Source organism: Mycobacterium syngnathidarum (genome assembly GCF_001942625.1).
GTDB classification, from domain to species: Bacteria; Actinomycetota; Actinomycetes; order Mycobacteriales; family Mycobacteriaceae; genus Mycobacterium; species Mycobacterium syngnathidarum.
In genome coordinates this window covers 109424-129999 of the sequence record NZ_MLCL01000024.1, presented here as the reverse complement: position 1 = coordinate 129999, position 20576 = coordinate 109424, and the positions used below count along the sequence as shown (strand labels likewise).

The following is a 20576-nucleotide window of genomic DNA, read 5'->3' as shown; positions in this document are numbered from 1 at the left end:
TCCTTGCAACGAAGGATCGTGACTATCCGAATGACCGGGGTGCGCCATCTGGTTCGGCGAACGGTGTGTGGCGTGGCGGCCGCGGCCCTGGTGCTGACGCCGCTCGGCGATGCGAAGGCGGACCCCGCGGCCGACGGACTGACCAAGCTCGACGAGTTGTCCCGCCAGGCCGTTGAGAGTCGCAAGGCCGTCACCGCTGCTCAACGCGATGTCGACGCCAGGCAGGCCGAAGAGACAGCGACCGCGGACCGCCACCGCGCCGACCTGAACGCCCTCGAGGTCGCGAACACCCAGCTGCAGCCCTTTCAGGAGGCTGTCAACCGGGTGGCGGCGATGAGCTACATGGGTAGAGGCACCGGTCAGGTGGCGGCGGTGCTCACCGCTGACTCCCCGCAACAGCTGATCGATCAGCTGACTGTGCAGCGGGCGGTCGTCGATGGGGCGGCCGACAAGATGGAGGCCTACCGAACAGCGCGCGAGCGCGCGGCCGAGGCTGCCGGAGCCTCGGAGAGATCGGCCGCTGATGCGCGCACCGCAGCCGAGCAGGCTTCCGCGGTACGCGAAGATCTGCAGACCAAGTTGCGCGAGCTGCTGCGTCAGATCGCCGAAGCCGAGGCCCAGTACGGAGCCTTGACGCCGCAACAGCAGGCCGTGGTCAACAACGCGGCGGCGGTGATTCCCGGCGCCGGGGCAGCAGATATTCCGGAGTCGTTGCCCGTCGGCGTCGCCTCCGAGGTCGGGCTGCAGCCCAACACCATCGTGGCCGCCCGGGCCGTCAGCGCACAGTTCCCCCAGATTTCCGAGATCGGTGGGGTCCGGCCGGACTCGAAGCCATGGCATCCCAGCGGGCTGGCCATTGACATCATGATCCCCAATGCCGGGAGCCCCGAGGGCATCGCGCTCGGCAACGAGATCATGGCGTTCGCGTTGAGCAACGCAGCCCGATTCGGGCTGCAGGACGTGATCTGGCGGGGCACCTACTACACGCCGTCCGGACCGCAAGGTTCTGGTTACGGCCACTTCGACCACGTGCACATCACCACGACTCCGCGTCACTGAGGGCCGACAACCGTCCGCCGGGCGGAGCCTTAAACGCGGGATCTCTCGGACAGCTCGCGGTCGTGCATGGGTGCGCCCAGAGTTCGCAGCAGCGCCAGCGCCCGTTCCGAGGGTGACCCCGCGAGGGTGGTGACCACAATCAGACTCTGGCCAGGCGAGCGCGCGATGGCCAGCGTCTGCTGGGTGACGGTCAGGGCACCTACCACGGGATGGTGCAGGTCGTAGGACGCCGCGTCACAGGGGGTGATCCGATGATCGCCCCACATGGCGACGAACTCCGGGCTCTTCATCGTCAGCTCACCGATAAGAGCGGCAAGGTCACGGTCGTCCGGGTACCGACCCACGGCGATACGCAGATTGCCCACGACTGCCCTGGCCTTGCGTCGCCAGTCTGTGTAGAGCTCGCGCTTGTGTCGGTCCAGGAACACCATCCGGCTCATGTTGGGCCGGTTCGCCGCATCGTCTACGGCGGCTCGGTCCACATGTCCAGCCAGCAGGGCGTGCCCCAGCTGATTCCACGCCAGCACATCGGTGCGCCGGCCCAGAACCAGTGCCGGCACCCCGTCGAGGGCACGCATCAGATCCCGTGTCTCGTCGCTCACCCTTTCTGGCCGCGGGCGCCGCGGCCGAGGTGCCCGCCGGGCCACCCCGGCCAACCGGTCGAGGTGTTCACGTTCGTGCGTATCTAGTTGCAGCGCACCGGCAATTGCTTCCAGGATCTCGGGTGACGCACCGCGGGATATGCCCTGCTCAAGCCGCGTGTAGTAGGACACGCTGACTCCCGCCAGGTGCGCCACCTCGTCGCGACGCAGACCCTGCACCCGACGGCGCGCACCGAAGTCCTGCACACCGATGTCCTCGGGTCGGGTATGTGCGCGCCGCGCCTGCAGAAATTCTCCGAGTGGCCCGGGTCCGTCCATCCATTCAGTATCCGTGCGCTGCGGGATCCCAGCCACCCCCTGCCAGGGGTAGGACCGACGAGGTGTGGCTGACCCCCCACGCCCGTCGACAGACTCGGGTGAGCAGCGCCGATGAGCAAGGGAGTCACATGGAACAGATCGAATTGGGGGAAGTCACCGTCACCCGCGTCAAGGAGTACTACGGCTCCGTGCAGATGGGTCCCGACGAATTCTTCCCGGACAGCACCGACCACGACTGGGCAGCCAACAAACACTGGCTGGCCCCTGATTTCTGGGATCCCGGCACCGATCAGTGCATCTCTGCCATCCAGACCTGGGTCCTGCGCAGCGAGGGACGCACCATCCTGGTCGACACCGGTGTCGGCAACCACAAGGAACGGCCGCATGTCCCGGTGTGGAACCACCTCGACACCGCGTTCCTCGACAACCTGGCCGCCGCAGGCGTCGCACCCGAGGACGTCGACCTGGTGATCAACACCCACCTGCACATCGATCACGTGGGCTGGAACACCCGACTGGACGGTTCGACGTGGGCGCCCACCTTCCCGAACGCGACTTACCTTATGCCGCAACGGGATTTCGACTTCTGGAATCCGGCCAACGGCCACAAGGCCGCCGCCAGCCGGGGAAGTCTGAATGTGTTCGAGGACAGCGTCACCCCGGTCCACGAGGCCGGGCTGACGCAGCTGTGGGACGGCACCTACCAGATCGACAAGAATCTCCGGATGGACCTCGCGCCCGGACACACCCCCGGCTCGTCGGTCCTGACGTTGGCATCCGGCGGAGACCGTGCCGTGTTCGTCGGCGATCTCATCCACACCCCGCTGCAGATCGTCACACCACACACCAACAGCTGCTTCTGCGAAGACCCCGCGGAATCCCGCAACACCAGGCACAAGCTGCTGGGCCGCGCCAGCGACGACAATGCGCTCCTGTTCCCGGCACACCTCGGCGGACACGGCGCTGTCGAAGTGGTCCGGGAGGGCTCCAGTTTCGCCATCAAGGGCTGGGCCGACTTCGCCCGTATCAGTTGATCGACCAAGCATCTCAGGAGAACCCTTGTCTCAGAACAACACTCCCGTCGTCCGAACTCCTTCCGGTGCGGTGGGCGGCGTCCGCGACCATAGCGGCGAGCGCTACTGCGCCATCCCCTATGCCGCCACGCCGACGGGAGCTGCCCGCTTCGCTCCGCCGGCACCGCACCCGGGTTGGGATGGCATCCGGGACGCGACCGGTCCCGGGGCGACGGCGCCTCAGCCCGTCCGCGACTTCGGTGCACTCGACATGCGGCCGTACTTCGGCCCCGGGTGGGTGCGCGGCGCGGACTATCTGACGCTCGACGTGCACACTCCCGCCGCCGACGATGCGGCGCGACCCGTCATGGTGTTCGTCCACGGCGGCGGATTCGTCACCGGGTCGTCGCAGGCCGCACTGTACGACGGCCGGGCCTTCACCCGTGACGGCGTCGTGCTGGTTACCCTCAACTACCGCTTGGGGGTCTCCGGGTTTCTCGACGTCCCCGGAGCGATGCGCAACCGCGGGCTGCTCGACGTGCTGGCCGCGCTGAGGTGGGTCCGCGACACGATCAGCGCCTTTGGTGGTGACCCGGGGAATGTCACCCTGGCCGGCCAGTCCGCCGGCGCCACCTTGGTAGCAGGCATGCTCGCTACACCGGACGCCGCCGGATTGTTCCGCCAGGCTGTCATGCAAAGCGGTAGCGGCACAGGTGCATTCACGCCGGAGCAGGCTGCCCGAGTCACCCGCGCAGCCACCGCCGAATTGGGCGTTGAGCCCACAGCGGACGGGCTCGCGGACATTCCCGATGAACAGTTCGTCGCAGTCCTTCCCAGGCTGGCAGGCCTTGACCTGCGTACCGCCACCGCCACCGACCCGCTGGTGGGCCTGAGCCCGTTCAGCCTCGTCCTCGACCGGCAGCCCGCCGACGCACTGGGCCTCGGCCCAGCCGCCGACGTCGCTCTGCTCATCGGCACCAACACCCGGGAGGGCAACCTCTATCTGGTGCCTCAGGGCGCCTTCGATACGTCGCGGCACGGCGATGTCGTGGCCGTTGCGGCCCAGACACATTCGGACCCCCAGGCCACGGTTGACGGCTTGGCCGCCCGGCTGCCCCATGCCACTCACGGCGAGCTGCGTTCGGCCCTGCTGGCCGACGCGCTGTTCGGTTCCGGCTCCGCCCGGATGGCGCGGGCGCACTCGCTGGTCTCGGCACGCGGTACCTACGTCTACCGATTCGGCTTCCGCTCGACCGCGGTCGACGGCAAGCTCGGAGCTGCACACACCGTCGAGCTTCCCTTCGTCTTCGACATCGCCGATTCACCGTGGCTGCACGGGAATACGAGTCTACTGGGGCCCGATGTGGTTCCGGAGGGCCTGGCCCGGCGGATGCACAGTTCGTGGGTGTCGTTCGCCCGCAACGGTTCTCCTGGATGGGACGGCTATCGTGGCGATGACGCTGCAGTGCAGCACTTCGAGTAGCGAGATCCGTGGGTCACGGCTCGGACAACCTTGTTCTTTGGGGCCGGATCGGCCACGACCGGCCGTTGGACGCTGCCCTGGCTTATGCGCTCGAGGTATGCAATGTCGTGGCCGTGGCAGCTGGGCGTCCGCCACTGTTCACGCGCTTGGCCGGGCTCAGAACTGCCCTGCCGAACCATTGGCATAGCAGCAGCGCGACTTCCACATCAAGGCGATCATTCTCGATCGGTCTACCCCGACGTTCGAGGGCGCGTTGTACGCGATACTTCACCGAATTGACATGAATGTGCAGCTCGGGCGCGCTGGCTTTGAAGCTCGATCTGTTGCGCAGGAACTCGGACAACGTGTCCCGCAGTCGCTCGTCGCTGTCATTGTCCGAAGCAAGTGGGCCGAGGACCTGCCCCACCCACGAGCGGGCGTTTTCCAAGTCGGAGCTGAACTGTGCTGCGACGACGAGACCGGGTTCGTTGGCCGCGGTCACCCGCCGTGGCGGTACGCCCGGCGCGAGCGCCACGGTTCGGGCCGCGAAGGCCTGGCGATGTGACTGTCGGAACCCGGCGGGGCCGGGCAACACATTGCCGGCGGCGAGCCACGGCGGATTCGAATGCAAGCGGACGAAATCCTGGAGCCGGCCCACGGCATCGCCCGCCGCTGCGTCGGCGGGGAGCGGAATCCACGCCCACCCGGTGATGCGATCGGAGGCGACGAACAACGGGCGATCCCGAGCGCCCAATGCGACGGACAGCTCAGCGACGAACCGCTCCATGGTGTCCAGTTCCTCGCCATCTTCCTGTTCAGGGCACCAGAGAACGAGTGCGAGATGAACCCGGCGCAACGGATAGCGGATGAGAACGGAAGTTTCGTCGATATCGAGATCATCGTCGCCGTCGAGCACCTCGCGTACCCGCAGTGACCGCGTCTGGTTTTGATTGGCCAGCCACCGATCACGTTCTTCCTGATAGGCGTTGACGACTTGATGCGATACGCGATCCAGATAGGCGAACGAGCTCGCCGACATCTGTGCGAATACCAGCAATCCCAAATGAGCCTCAAGCTGTGCGGCCTGGATTTCATCGAGAATGATCGAGAGGAAATCTTGGTAGCCGAGCCAATAGGCGCGGACCAATTCTTCGACATGGGTACCGCGTTGCGCCATCCGACGCGCATGCTCAAGGGCTGCAGTGGGCGCCACTACGCGGTCAATGGGAATCCCGTGACGGATGGCTGGGAAGAACGTTTCGAGGTTGCTCTGGACCGTGTCGTAGAGCAATGCCAGCAACTCACCGTCGCCGGCCATCTCCGACTGCTCCCGGTACAGCATCTCCTGGATGGACCGCGACGCCGCCGGGAGTTTCTGGCTCAACCGATCCATGATCAGAGTGGCGGTTTCCGTGGCAATAGTCCGAGTCACGTCTGCTTGCACCATGATTCACCTCTCTGCGCGGCCATCGCAGACAGACAGCCGTCCGCCGCAGCTCGTGGGGCAACGTTGTAATCACTGCAGTCCAATCGATTTGGAAACGCGACGGCTTAGGGCACGCCGCCAGGTTCTACGACGGTGTCAGCGTTGATCGTGCGCTCGGTCCGCACCCGGCGAGTCCGGGCGCAGCGCCGAACCGGACGCGGTCGATGCGCCCGGTCGGCGCGCACGCATCAGCGTAGGCATCCGCTGATTGGATTCCAGCCCCGGCAACAACGGTGGCAGAAGCAGGCCCCCACCGTTACCGCGTTGATGAAACCCGGCCTGTTACAGCGTGACTCGGAAGACCTGGAATTCGACGACGGGTCCGGGTTGGATGCGTCCTTGTCCGACGAAGATGGTCTGGTTGACCCAGGCGTATTTGGGGTCTCCGCATTCCAGGCGTGGGGTGGTGACGAAGTAGTGGTCGCCGAAGTCGGTGCCACTGCCGACACCCCCGAGGGCGCCTGCGGCTGCTTCGTTGACCTCGACCAGGCCCTGGTAGCTCATGTAGATCACCGCGCCGTCGTCGGTGTAGAACTGGGCCCGTACGTCGAGCCGGCCGTAGCCGTCGTCGCCGGCCAGTAGCCAGTCTCCGCCGCCGGGGGCGGCGGTGCCGCTGATCCGGTTTCCGGTGACCTTGCCTCCGGTGACGGCGAGGACCTGACGCAGGCCGTACGGGCCCGGGCCCACGATTTGCGGTTCGGCGAGCTCTGCGGTGTAGCTGAACTCCGGCTCCAACTTCACTGTGCAGCCCCCACTCCGGCGGCTGCCATCACAGCAGACATGCCCTCGGCGATCACGTCGCGTCCAAATGCCTTGAGGACCACATTGGGATTGAAGTACTCGCGGATCAGCACAACCTTGCCGTCCCGGATGCGCATATGTGTGCAATAGGTGTTGGCGTAGATCTTACCGGTCTGCGTGACCGTCGCCTTTCCGTGCAGTTCCAGAATGAAGAGTTCCGGGTCGGTCGTGTCGTGCACGACAAGCGAATCGATCCGGAGGTCGGGCACCGAGGCGAAGAACCAGTCGATGAAATGACCGATCAGGTGTTTGCCGGGAACGGTATCGGCGAGCGGCTCGGGTGCGAACGGCATCTCCCAGACGCCGTCTTCGGCAAAGTTCCCCTTCCACACCTCCAGCGCCTCACCGCGAGGCGGACCGTCATCGAGGGCCTCCCAGAATCGCTCAACCGTCGCGCGGTTGTCCGTTTGTACGCTCATGCGCCCGCCTCCATCTCTCGGTCGACTGCCGTCACAGTCGGATGTCAAAACTGAGAGTGCACCAAACGTCGTCAATAGTCAACAGTGTGTCGATATACCCGTATCCGTTGGCCCCGAACGTGACTGACGCTCATCGATGCGGATGCCACATAACTACTCGACATGGCGTTGATTAATACCGACTATGCGTTTACAGTCAGTAAAGGGTCTTGCCGTCATCCCTGCCGATGCGATGCCGCGCGCCCTGACGACCACCATTCCAGTCACCGCCGACAACGAGGATTCGCCATGAAAACACCCACCAACCGGCTGTTTCGTCTGCAGAGGCGGCCGCAAGGCCAGGTCACCGAACAAGATCTCGAGTGGGTCGAGGAGCCCATCCCCGACATTGGGGAGGGGCAGGCATTGATTCGCACGCTGTACCTCTCCCTCGACCCCACGAACCGTGTCTGGATGAGCCAGTTGCGTTCCTACATCCCGCCGGTTGAGTTGGGCGCGGTGATGCGAGGCCTCGGTGTCGGACAGGTGATCGAAAGCCGGAGAGACGATCTGCCGGTCGGCGCATTCGTGCTCGGCTTCACCGGCTGGCAAGAATATTGCGTCGCTGACGATTCCGTTCTGGAGTTTCCGTTCACAGTGCTGCCCGACCCACTACCGGCACCGCTGTCGGCATTCCTGGGCGTGCTTGGTCACACCGGAATTTCCGCGTTCATCGGTATCGAGCTGGGCGATCCGCAACCCGGCGAGACGGTTGTCGTTTCCGCCGCAGGGGGCGCCGTCGGTTCGATCGCCGGTCAGCTGGCCAAGCAGCGCGGCGCCCGCGTGGTCGGCATCGCCGGCGGAGCCGAGAAGTGCCGGCACCTGGTGGAGGAACTGGGATTCGACGCATGTGTAGACCGGCGCTCGGACGACTGGCGCGAGCAACTCGACCAGGCGACCCCCGACGGCATTGACGTCGACTTCGAGAACGTGGGCGGCCCGATCATGGATCACGTCCTGGGCCGGTTGAACATCGGGGCACGGGTGGCGCTGTGTGGTCTGATTTCGGAGTACGACACCTACAACGACGACGGAGGTCAACGGGGCCTGCGCAACGCAAACCAGTTGCTCATGCAGCGAGCCACCCTGCGGGGCTTCATCGTCACCGACCACATAGAGCGCTACACCGAGATCATCGGCAAACTCGCCGGGGCGCTGGGCGAGGGCTCGGTCATGTACGACGAAACCGTCGTCGAAGGTCTGGAAAGTGCTCGGGAAACCCTCAATCAGGCACTGTCCGGCGGCGCGCGCGGAAAGACAGTCGTCCAGGTCGCACCGCTCCGTTGCAAGTGAGTGATCTTTAGTGGTCACGCGACTTGCACCCCCATCTCGGGGTTGTTCGGCAGCCTTGTGGCTGCGTCCCTTCCGCGCTTCACGGCCACCAGCCCGGCCAGGCCGGGTCTTACGGTCGGTTCCACGCTTGACGGCGGCCCCAACTGGGGCCGACGACGCTAGATTGGCCACGGTCGCCGACGCTGACGGCACTGTCCCTTCTGCCGCAGCAACCCGGCCGCGTCCAGGCCTTCGACAACGATCCGACCGTGAGCTTTGACCAAACGTGTCGTCAGGACGTGCAGATGGTGGTTCCTCGTAGCGTGCGAGGTTGACCGCGGCATTACCAACGTCCTGTCCAGGTACAGCTAGCCGCAGCACGTTTGCCGTACAACCGGGCACACATACTGGTGAGAATCTCGGTCATATCACCCACCAGGTCGTCGTCGACCCCGGCCGAATCGACCACGATCAGCTCATGGCCCTGGGCGGCACGGGCGGCTTCCACATATTCAGAGCCGAACCGGCAGAACCGATCCCGGTGTTCCACCGCGATCCTCGGCACTAACCGATCGCGAAGCAACCCAAGAAATGTGCGGCGGCGCCCGTTCAACGCGGAACCGACCTCAACAACGACCTTGTCCACCGGGATCTGCTGCGCGGCTGCCCACACGGTCCCCCGAGCAACCTGCCGGTCCAGGTCCAACTTCTGATCAGCTGACGACACCCGTCATACACAGCCGTCAGCACAGGCCGGGCCGTCGGCCCAGCAGATGAGTCGTCGACAAGGATCAGTCGGCCCACCCGCTGGGCCGGGACAGGCAACAGCCCGGCGCGGAACCAGCGACACGTAGTAACCCACGCAACACTATTGCGCTCAGCCCACACCACCAGATTCACGCTTCTGTTCCTACAGCACGCCACCGACAACTACCGACCACTCACCATGCAACAGCTGACAACCCCCTAACCCGTCAGGGGAACAGTGCGCAGCCCAACCGGTGGCAAAGCACCGGTTGGGCTGTGTGGCAACGGAAAGCGGTCAAGAATGGTCGCGTTCGCGCGGCGTGCGTTCTCGTGTCGCAACAGACCCTGCCAGACACCGCCGCCGGGTTCGGCCGACCGAATCGCCGCTGCAACGGACGAGCTCGAAATGGCGTACTAGTCAGCCGATCCCCGTGGATTGGGCGGCTGCACTTCGCGTCGGAGGATCTTGCCGGTCGGGCCCTTGGGTACGGAGTCGACGAACCAGATCTCGCGAGGGTATTTGTACGCGGCGAGGCGATCTCGGACGAACGTCTTCAATTCACCGACTTCTGCGCGCACCCCGGACTTGAGGGCAACGGCCGCGCCGATCTCCTCCCCCAGGACTGCGTGTTTGATGCCGATCACCGCCGCTTCGGCGACAGCAGGATGTTCGTAGAGCACTTCCTCGACTTCGCGTGGGTACACGTTGTACCCGCCCCGGATGATCAGATCTTTCTTCCGGTCGACGATGGTGTAGTAGCCGTCGCCGTCGCGAATGGCGATGTCCCCGGTGCGAAACCACCCATCGGGGATGGCTTCGGCCGTTGCCTCAGGTCGGTTCCAGTATCCCTTCATCAGATTCTCGCCCTGGATGGCGATCTCGCCAGGTACGCCATCCGCTATGTCCTCGCCATCGTCGCCGACGATGCGCAGCGCGCAGCCCCGCACAGGTATCCCGATCGTGCCGGGCCTGCGCTGATGGCCTGGCTGGTTGAAGCAGGCAATAGGCGCCGTCTCTGAGAGCCCGTACCCTTCGTAGATTTCGCAGTCGAACTTGTGCTCAAACGCTTTGAGAATCTCGACAGGCATGGGTGCACCGCCGGTGATACACGTGCGGAGCGAGGACATGTCGGTGTTATCCGCATCGGGAGAATGCAGCATCGCGGCGTACATGGTGGGCACGCCTTCGAGAACCGTCACTCGATCGCGGGCCAGGACCGCCAATGCCTTGGCAGCCTCGAAGCGCGGAACGAGCGTCAGGAGGGCACCGGATTTGACTGCTGCATTGAGGCCGCAGGTGAGGCCGAAGACATGGAACAGCGGCAAGCATCCAAGGATCACGTCTTCGGGGCCCACGTTGATCAATGTGTCCACTGTCGTCGCGGCGTTGGAGGACATGTTCCGGTGGGTGAGTTCTGCTCCCTTGGGCTTGCCGGTGGTTCCCGAGGTGTAGAGGATCACCGCAGTATCGTTGTCGGCCCGCTCGGCTGCTTCACGGATTATGCTGCCGGACAGGTTGATTGGCCCCGTAGGGGGCACCAATACCGAGCGAATTCCGACTTTCACCGCTGCGGCCGGCACGACGGTATCGTTGCCTTCCAACCCGTACACCATCGTCATACCCGAGTCGGTGAGGTAGTACTCGACCTCACGTGCACCGAGCAGCGGATTCATGGGAACTGCGACAGCGCCCGCCAGAAGGATGCCGTAGAACAGCACGGGGTAGGCCGGGACGTTGGGGAGCACCAGGCCCACCCGGTCGCCGGGGAGCACACCTTGGGCCCGCAGATCTCCAGCCACAGCCGAAGCCTGGTCATAAAGCTGCCGGTACGACAGCACGTATTCGTCGAGCTTCACGGCCGGCCGGTCCCCGTATTCGTGCGCAGTCGCGACCAGATTGCCAGCGAGGTTGGACACGGTTGACTCCTACTTCGAAAGAGAGCTCGCATTTTCATTCCGCGGCCAGGCGTGCGAATCCCGTTTGAGCGCGGGCGGAAGCGGCCGAATCTGAGTCGACGGCCGGCGCCGGCGCCAACGTTGAAGGCGAGGCCGATGCAACGCTCATAGTATGCACTAATCGTTGGTGATACTCAACACAATGTCGATAATTACCGGTACTTCGGCCTTTGGTGCACCTGTTTCGCAGTTGGCCTGACCTATCATGTTTCGCATGGCGTCCACTTCATCTTTCAACCTGAGCACCACAGAAACGCGGGTGGGCCGACGAAACATCAAAGGTGACAGACGCGAGCAAGCCATCCTCGAAGGTGCTTACGACATGTTGCGCACAGTGCCGCTGCGCAACATTTCCATCGACGATCTCACCAAGCGCGCCGGGCTGTCGCGGTCGTCGTTCTACTTCTATTTCGAGTCCAAGTGGCAGCTGTTGTCGGCGCTGCTCTCGCGGGTCACCTCCGACGTGTTCCAAGCATCGCAGCTGATTTTTGAACGCCCAGCCGGTATGCCGCCGGAGGCTGCCATCGAGCATGCGGTCAACGAAGTTATTCAGGTGTGGGAACAGCACGGTCACGTTCTTCGTGAAGTGGCCGACGCTGCAGCGGCCGAGCCAGACTTACAGTCCCAGTGGGACTCGATCCTCGGCCGGTTCATCGACGCTGCGGCGGCGGGCATCGAGCGCGACCGAGAGACCGGCGTGGCGATCGCCGGCCCGCCGGCCAGGTCGCTGGCTGCTGCGTTGATGTGGATGGGTGAACGCAACCTCGCGTTGATGAGTCTGCGCAGCGACAACGCAATCCCGTTGGAGGACATGGCCGAAACGGTGACGACGATCTGGCTGCGGACGGTCTACGGCCTTGAGTGGAAGTCGCGCGAGAAGCCAGGTAAGCGCCGCAAGCCCTCCTCGAAGACGTGATCGACGACTTCGAGGAGGGCTCCGCTTGACCGCTACGGCCGCTCGGATCGTTACTGGTTGTCCAAGGCCATTTTCGTCATGTTCAGCCCTGGCATGAGCATGTGGCCGCCTTCGACCAGCATCTCCAGGCCCGTCGTCCATCGTGATTCGTCGGAGGCCAGCCACAGCACTGCCTCGCTCATGGCCTGCGGCGGCAGCAGGCCGACATCCCGCAGAACTGCCCAGTACCTCGCGCCCTGCAAGTCTTCTTTGACACCCTGGCCAGGTCCCTTGCCTGCGCAGAGGTCGTAGCCCCCTTGCCAGTCCAGGGCGGGCGTATCGGTAGGCCCGGGAAGAAGTGAGTTGACCCGGATGCCGTACTGGCCGAACTCGAGTGCCGCGCTCTTCGCCAGGCCGAGTACGCCATGCTTCGATGCCACGTAGTGGACGTAGTGGGGGGATCCCTCGACGCCGTTGCCGGACGAGGTGATGATCACCGAGCCACCTCCGCGCGTCTTCATGGCGGGAGTTACGGCCTTCAGCGTGCGCCAAGGCCCCACTATGTTGACGTTGAGAACATCCAGGAACTCGTCCTCGGGAATGTCTGCGAACGGATGCACAGTCCAGATGCCGGCGTTGGCCACTGCGACATCGAGTCCGCCGAAGGCCTTCACGCCTTCGGCGACCAACTTGTCCAGCGGAGCCTGCTCACGAACGTCGCCTTGGTGCGCGATGATTCGCCGGCCCAGCGCCTCGACTTCCTTGACCGTGATGTCGAGGTCGGCTGCCGTGCCTACGGGATAGGGAACCCCTCCGTTTGCCGGGCAGTCGAAGGCGAGGATGTCCGCGCCTTCCTGTGCGAGGCGGATGGCGTGCGCCCGCCCCTGGCCTCGGGCCGCTCCGGTGACCAGGGCGACCTTTCCATCCATGCGTCCCATGTTTACTCCTCGTGGTGATTGGTTTACGGTCGGCCGATTCGACGAGACCGCCTGTGGTGCAACGGATATAAGTCGAGTTATCACTCGCTCGGTCTGATCAGTTGGAGAAGAACATCGATTCCGGGAGGTTCGGTCCAGACATGTGTGGCGTCTCCCATCAGGATCGGTGCTCCGATCGGCTCCGGACGGCCAGGCCCTCGGATGGCGCAGCCCGCGAGTTCGGGGCCGTCGGCGTGATGCAGCCGTAGTGCCAGGTGGTCGAGTTTTGCCGGTGCTCCGTCGAGGGCTATCTCAAGCGCGTCCAGGTCGTGCAGGGTGTACAGCTCGACCTCTGCGCCGGAAACGTTGAGGAACGCCGCGCGAAGGCTCATGGCCGGAACCTCGACCGAACGAGCCACCTCCACCCCAAACCGATTGGACCAGTGCGCGAGTGCCGAGTCCAGGTCACGGACCAGGATGCCGACGTGGTCGAGCCGAGGGAGGCCGGCAGCGGGTGGCGGGGTCATTGACTGCCTGCCGCGACGAAGTGCGGAGCAAGGCCGGGCCTCGGCTCGGTCCAACGCTGCGTGACTACTTTGGACCTCGTGTAGAAGCGGTAGCCGTCGTAGTTGAGGCCGTCGTCTCCGAAGCGCGAGTCCCCCCATCCGCCGAAACCGAACCAGGAGATCGGCACGGGGATAGGCACATTGATCCCTACGCTTCCCGCCGACACGCCTCGGCTGAACCGACGCGCAGCGGTGCCGCTGCCGGTGAAGATGATGGCGCCGTTCCCGTAGGGATTGTCGTTGACGATCTGCAGGGCCTGCTCGAGATCTTCGACGCGCAGCACGCTCAGGACCGGTCCGAACACTTCGTCGCGGTAGAGGTCGCTCTCGACGCCGACGTGGTCGACGAGACTGGGACCGATGAAGTAGCCGGGTCCGGGTGCTGTCCGATCACGGCCATCGACGACCAGTCGGCCACCCTGCTTGACGGAGCGTTCCAGCGCCCGTCGGACCCGATCGAGTGCGCACTCAGAGATCAACGGGCCCATGTCGTTACCCGACTCCGCGCCCGGACCCACCTTGAACGCGTTGGCGCGCTCGGCAATCTTGTCCACCAATGCATCTGCCGCCGAACCGACCGCGACCGCGACCGTCACTGCCATGCATCGCTGACCCGCAGCCCCGTAGGCCGCTGAAACCAGCGCATCGGCTGCGGCATCGAGGTCGGCGTCGGGCATCACCACCAAGTGGTTCTTGGCACCCCCAAGAGCCTGCACTTTCTTGCCGGCCTCGGCCGAGCGCCGGTAAATCGCACGTGCGACAGGGGTGGACCCGACGAACGACACCGCAGCGACATCGGGGTGGTCGATGAGTGCCTCGGCTGCCTCCACACCGCCGTGCACAACATTCAGCACGCCGTCGGGCAACCCTGCTTCGCTCGCGATCTGTGCCAACCGCACCGATGCCGATGGCACCTGCTCACTTGGCTTGAGCACGAACGCGTTCCCACACGCAATCGCGGCCGCGAACATCGACACCGGCACCATGACCGGAAAGTTGAACGGTGTGATGCCGGCGCATACACCGAGCGGTTGCCGGAAGGAGTACGTGTCGACGCCATTGGCAACCTGCTCGGCGTACTCCCCCTTGAGTTGCTGCACCACCGAAAGCGACACGTCGACAGCTTCGATCGAGCGCGCCAGCTCTCCCCGGGCGTCTGCGAGCGTCTTGCCCTGTTCGGCCGTGATGATCGACGCCAGGTCGTCCACCTGCTCGTTCAGCAAGACCCGGAAGCGATGCAGTATCGCCGCACGGGCTGGGCCGGGGGTGTCGGCCCAGGCCACCGCCGCAGTACGCGCATTGACGACGGCTTCGTCGACGGCATCGGTACCGCCCAGCACAACGGTCCCGATCACGCGCCCCGTAGCGGGATCATGGATCTCGGCTCGCGGCCCCTCCGCCGAGAAGACGGCCGCGCCGCCGATCCAATGTGGAACGGTGTCAAGAGATACATCGATGGTCACAGCAACTCCAATGGTTCAGTAATGCCAAATATCCGAAACGGAAACCACGCTCACGCGTTCTGGCGGGGATGCGGAATTTCGGGGAACATCTCCAGGCCGTAATTGACCTTCAGGTTCTCGACCTCGGCCTGCAGCTGCTCGGGTGTCCGGAGCTCACGATCGCGCGCTTCGTAGAAGTACTTGTCGATACCGCCGTTGGGCTCGAAACCCGAGCTGTCGGGCCCGGGCACGAACACCACGAGGATCCGGGCTTCGTCGCCGACCACCTCATAGGTGTGCCGCTGATCTTTACGCCCCCAGACGAACTGGCCTTTCTTGGCGTTGTACGAACCGGCTTCGGTGTGGATCTTGATCTCGCCGTCCATCACGAAGAAGCCCTCTTCTTCGCGGTGGTGGATGTGCCAGACCGGTTCGGTACCACGCACCCAGTTGGTCTCGATGACGATCAGCTGACCGTTCGTGGTCTCACCGGTCGCATGAATCCAGAAATCCACCCCGGTCATGAAGTCACCGGTCATGTTGAAGTGGATGTCCTCGCGGTGGGAGACGTAGCTCTCACCGTCGCGTGAAGTTGACGGTTGGATCTGGTCGACGTCCGATCTCGTGGCCATGTCAATCCTCTTTCGTCGTTGTGTGCCGCGCGCCGGTGTCCGGTGTCACGGCCTTGGCGAGTTTGAGACTAGACTCACAGTCGACTGTAGTCAACACAATGTCCACTTTCGGACAACAACGTCGTCGAGCTAATACTCAACAATGTGTTGACTATCACCGACGCATAGTGCACGCTCGGTTCCACCGCGGGCCCGAACGGCAGTCCCGCTCGAAAACGGAGGTCCTTCAGTGAAGTTGGAGCCGGAGTTCAGCTACACCGCAGAGCTCGCCGAACCGCAAATCGTGGGCCCGGGCCCGTACGGGCTGCGTCAGGTCCTCGCCGTCACCGGAGGCAAGGTCACCGGAAACCGGATCAGCGGCACCGCCGCCCCCGAATTCCAAGTCTTCCTAGGCGCGGCATGAGTGCGCTGCATACCCAGGTCCAGCAGCTACTGCGCGCCCTATCCGAACGGCCCGCTGCACAATCGTGGGAGATGTCGATCGCGGCTTACCGGGAGGCCGGGGAGAAGTTGATCACGTTGGCGGGCGACGTTGATAATCGTTGCACAGTAGATGATTTCACGATCCCCGTCCGCGATGGTGTGGTCGCGGCGCGGCGTTACCGCCCACCCGTAGCCTCACCGGCACTGCCGGCCGTTGTGTATCTGCATGGCGGGGCGTTCGTACGCGGAAGCCTCGACACCCACGATCGGCTGTGCCGGAAACTCTGCGCGCGGGGCGAACTCATCGTGATTTCCGTGGCATACCGCCTGGCACCCGAATACCAGTTTCCCTGCGCTCACCATGACGCCGGCGATGCGTTTACTTGGGTGAGTGAGCACGCCGATGAACTAGGCATCGACCCCGAAGCCCTTGCGGTTGCAGGCGATTCCTCTGGGGGCGCACTGGCGGCAAGCGTTGCGCTTGGCTCGCGAGAACATGGCCCTCCGGTCAGGGTCCAAGGTCTGCTGTGCCCCGCACTCGATGCCACCATGAGCAGCGACTCGGTCGAACTGTACAAGGACGGCCCCTTCCTCACCCGAGCCGCTCTTGACTGGGCTTACGACATGTACGTACCCGAACTGGACGACCGTCGTTCGAACCTCGCCTCGCCATTGCTGACACAGAACCTAGTGGGCGCCCCGCCTGCAGTGATCGTCAGCGCTCAGATCGATCCCGTTGCCGACGACGCGCACCGCTACGGTGACAAGCTCGCCGCGGCGGGAGTCAAGGTTCAAACCCACGAGTACGAGGGCATGCCGCACAGCTTCCCCTTACTGGCGGGCGTACTCGACGACGGCGATCACGCCATCACTGTATTCGCGAGGGACCTCGCAGCGTTCCTCAGCTAGCTTTCCGCCCCGGCCCGTCAGGCCGTTCACCCCTGGTTCAAACACGCACCAGCACACGCCATTACCGCGTTGAGCTGGGCTGACTTTGTGCTCGCTCCAGACGCGCACATCAGCCGTCCAACTTGTCCAACCAAAGGAAACCAACGATGATTCCCTTGTCGGGTGACGAATCTGCACATGTCCCGAAATGCCGCACGCGAAGCTGGGCCAGATCGTTGATCATCGCCCTGTGTATTGTTGCGTCAGTGCAGTTTTCGGCGAACACGCCCGTCGCCCGAGCTGACGAATCACAGTACTGGGCGTTCTACACGCCGCCGGATACCCTGCCCGCGGGCGCACCGGGTGATCTCATCCGAACCGAGCCTTCCAGACTGGTGCTGGAGCCTTCCGGGCAACTGGGCTCCTTCGTGGGGACCGGAACGCGAATCATGTATCGCAGCACCGATGCTCAGGGTCATCCCGTGGCGGTCACGGGCACCTATATCGAGCCTGATGTCGCGTGGCCCGGCAGCGGGCCCCGCCCGTTGCTTGCCTACGCCACAGCCCCGTACGGAATGGGAGAGCAGTGCGCTCCGTCCCGCCTGTTCAACCAAGGCATCCATGCCTCGTTGGACACGGGCTTCGACCTGATGTTCAACCTCGAGGAAGGATTCATCGCGACTCTGCTGGCGCGTGGCTTCGCGATAGTGGTCACCGACGGTGTCGGATTGGGGGTGCACGGTCAGATGGCGCCACAGTTCCTGAACCGGGTTGCAGGCGGGAGCGCACTGAACGATGCCGCGCGGGCAGCGATGAAACTGCCCGGTACCACGTTGGATCCGCACGGGCCCGTTGCCTTCTGGGGGTGGCTGGCGGGCGGCGGACATGCCGCTTTGGCGGCGGCCGAGCTGGCCGGTGCATACGCACCCGAACTCAACGTGGTTGGCACCTATGCCAACGGCGCCACGACCGATCTGCCAAGCATGTTGCCGCCTCTTGACGGAAACCAGCTCGCCGGATCCCTTGGGTGGGTGCTGCGAGGGATTCAAGAAGCGTATCCCGATATGACCCAACCGATTGCGGATTCCCTCACCCCGCGCGGTGCGGAGATGTTGGCCAACACCAGCCGGCAGTGCATGATCCAAACCGGCATCAACTATGCGTTCCGCCATCTACAGCCATGGTTCAAGAAAGACCTCTATCAATCGGTGCGCGAGGAGCCATTGAGCTCCATCCTGGCGATGCAGCGGATCGGAAATGTGAAACCCACCGGGCCGGTGTACCTTTCGCACAACCGATGGGATTCTTTCGCGCCATACGAGTCGGTGGTGGCAACCGCGAGAGATTGGTGTGCGCTCGGAGCCGACGTCACGTTGTGGACCAACGAGCAACCACCTTTCCTCAACAAGACGGATACCAACTCGCTCCTGACCGCCTTCGTCGACGGCGAGCGCAGCATCGCCTGGATCGCCGACCGCTTCAACGGCGTGCCCACCACACCCACGTGCAGTCAGCTGTTGGAGTGAACACCCATGCCGCCCGAGACGGTCAGATTGGTGCTGGTGACGGCTCGGCGGGAACACAAATGCCAAAGCCTGAAAGGATATTCGAGGCAACCATGACTAGTCCAACTCTGGGCACCTTCGGCGTATTCGGTCTTTTCCAGCAGTGGAAAAGACTGACCCCGGCACACCTGAGGGATATCGAGGCGCTGGGCTACGGCACAATCTGGGCAGGCGGCTCGCTACCGGCCGAACTCGACTGGGTTGAGTCGATCCTTGAGCCGACCAAGACGCTGAAGGTGGCAACGGGCATCGTCAACATCTGGTCCGCGGCCGCCGGTCCGGTCGCCGAGTCGTTTCACCGCATCGAGGCGGCCCACCCCGGACGATTCCTGCTCGGTATCGGAGCGGGGCATCCCGAGCTGATCGCCGAGTACAGAAAGCCCTACGACGCGCTCACCGATTATCTGGCCAAATTAGATGAGTACGGCGTGCCCAAGGACCAGCGCGTCGTCGCCGCGCTCGGACCGCAGGTTCTCAAGCTGGCAGCACGCCGCAGCGTGGGAGCCCTTCCCTACCTGACCACCCCGCAACACACCGCTCAGGCACGCACTTCGGTCGGACCGGATGCTCTCATCGCCCCGGAGCACAAGGTGGTGCTGAACACGGACGCCGCCCAGGCACGGGCCATCGGACGCGAAGCACTCGCCACCTACCTCAAAGGGACCAACTATGTAAACAACTGGAAGCGATTGGGGTTCAACGACTCCGACGTCGCCGCGCCCGGCAGCAACGCCCTGATCGACGCACTCGTCGCGTATGGCAGCACCGATGCCATCGCCGCCAGACTGAAAGAGCATCTCACTGCCGGCGCGACCCACGTATCCGTGCAAGTCCTGACCGGACCTGACAAACTGATTCCCTCACTTACCGAATTGGCCGGACCTCTCGGCCTCATCTGATCCCACAGCGCGCGGATCACCGACCGATCGAACGGACCCTTCGGCACCCTCGGCGATCAGCGAAATGCATCGAGCCGCTCGTCTGCCCACTGCCGGAACGTGCGTCCGGGCCTTCCGGTGATGCGCTCGACGGATCGCCGCGCCGTGTCGTGCTGTCGCGGCAGCTGCGACCAATAGTCGAGAACGGCGTCGACCAGAGGAAGCGGAGCGTGTCGCGAAAGATTTTGTACGGCTTGTTCTCTGCTGGGCTCGCGCCAGTCCAGTTCTCGCGCGAGCAGGCTTGCCAGAGTGTCGCGTAGTTGATGAAAGCTGAGCACCTCCGGGCCACCAAGAGGCAGGACGAGCCCCTCTAGATCGTCGTCGGTGAGCGCGCACTCGGCCACGTCGGCGATGTCCTCGGGATGGATCACGTCGAGACAGGCTCCCCAGAAGGGCTGCTCGACCGGGACTCCGGCGCGGATGAAGAATCCCCAGTCGAGCGTCATGGTGGCGAATGTTCCCGGCCGCAGCACCGTAATGCTGAACGGCGCAGCAGCAAGGGCTTTTTCGACGTCGGCGTGATGTCGAGCCAGCGAGTTGTGTTCCGCGTTGCCCAACTCAACGAAGTCCGACGAGAGAAGGACGACCCGCTGGACATCTGCGCTTGAATCACTCTGTACTGCAACTCATCTCGTACTCAGCATCCTTGACGGCCGGACTTTGCACCCCTAGCCATTGGCGGCGAGGTGCCCAAGTAGCGGAGGATCAATGCCGCGAATGTTCGACACGGTTTTGCTCATTTACGTTGCATCTCAACCACCGCCCGCCGGTCCGCCAGCACCAGCTGCCGCCGAATCAGAAACAGCGGAAATGCCACACTCACCGCGACGACCGCACTGAGCACGAGGTAGATCCACACCTTCGGGATGCCGATCCGGCGCGCCTCGACGACCATGAACACGAAGGCCGCCAGCCCGAACAGCAATAGGTCGTTGGTGAGCGAGGATGACCCGTAGTTGGCGTAGCCACTCTGGATGAAGTCGATCAGGCTCGCACTTTCGGTTCTGAAGAACGCGATGTTGTTCCACCACGTCGCCACCAGCGCGACCAGTGCGATCACGGCATAGGTGCCGCACAAAATCTTGTCGTTTCGTGTCAGCATTGCCATCGTCACGCCTCCCCCGTAAGACCGACAC

At 64.0% G+C, this 20576-nt stretch carries 19 protein-coding genes and 3 pseudogenes; 9 read left to right on the top strand and 13 right to left on the bottom strand.

Annotated elements, in window-relative coordinates:
• The first annotated feature begins 30 nt into the window (after nt 1-30).
• Complete coding sequence (locus BKG60_RS06790) at nt 31-1059, top strand: coiled-coil domain-containing protein (RefSeq protein ID WP_075909421.1); 1029 nt, start codon at nt 31-33, stop codon at nt 1057-1059.
• Nucleotides 1060-1088: 29 nt separating this feature from the next.
• On the opposite strand, the gene BKG60_RS06785 is transcribed toward BKG60_RS06790, so the two are convergent.
• Nucleotides 1089-1979 (bottom strand): helix-turn-helix domain-containing protein, encoded by an 891-nt coding sequence (locus BKG60_RS06785; RefSeq protein ID WP_075909420.1) that lies wholly within the window; start codon nt 1977-1979, stop codon nt 1089-1091.
• A 128-nt stretch (nt 1980-2107) separates the two neighbouring features.
• Between BKG60_RS06785 and BKG60_RS06780 the strand changes: the two genes are divergently transcribed.
• Together BKG60_RS06780 and BKG60_RS06775 are read left to right on the top strand one after the other, a co-directional pair.
• Complete coding sequence (locus BKG60_RS06780) at nt 2108-3013, top strand: MBL fold metallo-hydrolase (RefSeq protein ID WP_075909419.1); 906 nt, start codon at nt 2108-2110, stop codon at nt 3011-3013.
• Between the two features lie 25 nt (nt 3014-3038).
• Complete coding sequence (locus BKG60_RS06775; RefSeq protein WP_070188608.1) at nt 3039-4475, top strand: carboxylesterase/lipase family protein; 1437 nt, start codon at nt 3039-3041, stop codon at nt 4473-4475.
• A gap of 82 nt (nt 4476-4557) precedes the next feature.
• On the opposite strand, the gene BKG60_RS06770 is transcribed toward BKG60_RS06775, so the two are convergent.
• The 3 genes from BKG60_RS06770 to BKG60_RS06760 form a co-directional block, all read right to left on the bottom strand.
• Nucleotides 4558-5901, bottom strand: coding sequence for a PucR family transcriptional regulator (locus BKG60_RS06770; protein ID WP_083284494.1), 1344 nt, complete (start codon nt 5899-5901; stop codon nt 4558-4560).
• Nucleotides 5902-6222: 321 nt separating this feature from the next.
• Entirely contained in the window at nt 6223-6681 is a 459-nt protein-coding gene (locus tag BKG60_RS06765) for a DUF3237 domain-containing protein (RefSeq protein ID WP_070188607.1), read from the bottom strand.
• On the bottom strand, nt 6678-7160 hold the full coding sequence (locus BKG60_RS06760; RefSeq protein WP_075909418.1) for a nuclear transport factor 2 family protein: 483 nt from the start codon (nt 7158-7160) through the stop codon (nt 6678-6680). Before BKG60_RS06760 ends, BKG60_RS06765 begins: the two co-directional genes overlap by 4 nt.
• A gap of 288 nt (nt 7161-7448) precedes the next feature.
• Here BKG60_RS06760 and BKG60_RS06755 point away from each other — a divergent pair, with 288 nt between their 5' ends.
• On the top strand, nt 7449-8492 hold the full coding sequence (locus tag BKG60_RS06755; protein ID WP_070188606.1) for an NADP-dependent oxidoreductase: 1044 nt from the start codon (nt 7449-7451) through the stop codon (nt 8490-8492).
• Between the two features lie 30 nt (nt 8493-8522).
• Here the strand turns inward: BKG60_RS06755 and BKG60_RS31090 are convergent.
• The 3 genes and pseudogenes from BKG60_RS31090 to BKG60_RS06735 all read right to left on the bottom strand — a co-directional run.
• Nucleotides 8523-8836 (bottom strand): annotated as a pseudogene (locus BKG60_RS31090) (hypothetical protein); the annotation flags it as partial.
• Nucleotides 8815-9371: pseudogene (locus BKG60_RS06740) on the bottom strand (IS607 family transposase). The pseudogenes BKG60_RS06740 and BKG60_RS31090, both read right to left, overlap by 22 nt.
• 261 nt (nt 9372-9632) lie before the next feature.
• Nucleotides 9633-11135, bottom strand: a complete 1503-nt coding sequence (locus BKG60_RS06735) for a long-chain-fatty-acid--CoA ligase (protein WP_070188605.1) — start codon at nt 11133-11135, stop codon at nt 9633-9635.
• A gap of 244 nt (nt 11136-11379) precedes the next feature.
• Between BKG60_RS06735 and BKG60_RS06730 the strand changes: the two genes are divergently transcribed.
• Nucleotides 11380-12090 carry a TetR/AcrR family transcriptional regulator gene (locus tag BKG60_RS06730; RefSeq protein ID WP_423226850.1) on the top strand — a complete coding sequence of 237 codons (711 nt, stop codon included), beginning with the start codon at nt 11380-11382 and terminating at the stop codon, nt 12088-12090.
• 50 nt (nt 12091-12140) lie between these two features.
• Here the strand turns inward: BKG60_RS06730 and BKG60_RS06725 are convergent, their stop codons facing one another.
• The 4 genes from BKG60_RS06725 to BKG60_RS06710 form a co-directional block, all read right to left on the bottom strand.
• A complete protein-coding gene (locus tag BKG60_RS06725; RefSeq protein WP_075909417.1) occupies nt 12141-13007 on the bottom strand; it encodes a mycofactocin-coupled SDR family oxidoreductase in 867 nt (288 codons plus the stop codon).
• An 80-nt stretch (nt 13008-13087) separates the two neighbouring features.
• On the bottom strand, nt 13088-13513 hold the full coding sequence (locus BKG60_RS06720; RefSeq protein WP_070188603.1) for a VOC family protein: 426 nt from the start codon (nt 13511-13513) through the stop codon (nt 13088-13090).
• Nucleotides 13510-15015: a CoA-acylating methylmalonate-semialdehyde dehydrogenase gene (locus BKG60_RS06715; protein WP_075909416.1), complete on the bottom strand. Its 1506-nt coding sequence runs from the start codon at nt 15013-15015 to the stop codon at nt 13510-13512. The genes BKG60_RS06720 and BKG60_RS06715 overlap by 4 nt, the downstream gene beginning before the upstream one ends.
• A gap of 50 nt (nt 15016-15065) precedes the next feature.
• On the bottom strand, nt 15066-15626 hold the full coding sequence (locus BKG60_RS06710) for a cupin domain-containing protein (RefSeq protein ID WP_064934158.1): 561 nt from the start codon (nt 15624-15626) through the stop codon (nt 15066-15068).
• Nucleotides 15627-15855: 229 nt separating this feature from the next.
• Here BKG60_RS06710 and BKG60_RS31400 point away from each other — a divergent pair.
• From BKG60_RS31400 to BKG60_RS06690, 4 genes and pseudogenes are all read left to right on the top strand, one after another.
• Nucleotides 15856-15999 (top strand): annotated as a pseudogene (locus BKG60_RS31400) (DUF3237 family protein); the annotation flags it as partial.
• Between the two features lie 26 nt (nt 16000-16025).
• Entirely contained in the window at nt 16026-16958 is a 933-nt protein-coding gene (locus BKG60_RS06700) for an alpha/beta hydrolase (protein WP_070944976.1), read from the top strand.
• Nucleotides 16959-17104: 146 nt separating this feature from the next.
• The gene (locus BKG60_RS06695; protein ID WP_165617774.1) at nt 17105-18463 is read left to right on the top strand and encodes a lipase family protein; all 1359 of its coding nucleotides are present in this window, start codon (nt 17105-17107) and stop codon (nt 18461-18463) included.
• Between the two features lie 92 nt (nt 18464-18555).
• Nucleotides 18556-19401: an LLM class F420-dependent oxidoreductase gene (locus tag BKG60_RS06690; protein ID WP_070944977.1), complete on the top strand. Its 846-nt coding sequence runs from the start codon at nt 18556-18558 to the stop codon at nt 19399-19401.
• A 56-nt stretch (nt 19402-19457) separates the two neighbouring features.
• On the opposite strand, the gene BKG60_RS06685 is transcribed toward BKG60_RS06690, so the two are convergent.
• Together BKG60_RS06685 and BKG60_RS06680 are read right to left on the bottom strand one after the other, a co-directional pair.
• On the bottom strand, nt 19458-19997 hold the full coding sequence (locus BKG60_RS06685) for a Rossmann-fold NAD(P)-binding domain-containing protein (RefSeq protein ID WP_239252202.1): 540 nt from the start codon (nt 19995-19997) through the stop codon (nt 19458-19460).
• Between the two features lie 179 nt (nt 19998-20176).
• Complete coding sequence (locus BKG60_RS06680) at nt 20177-20548, bottom strand: DUF2834 domain-containing protein (protein WP_200806173.1); 372 nt, start codon at nt 20546-20548, stop codon at nt 20177-20179.
• Nucleotides 20549-20576 lie beyond the last annotated feature (28 nt).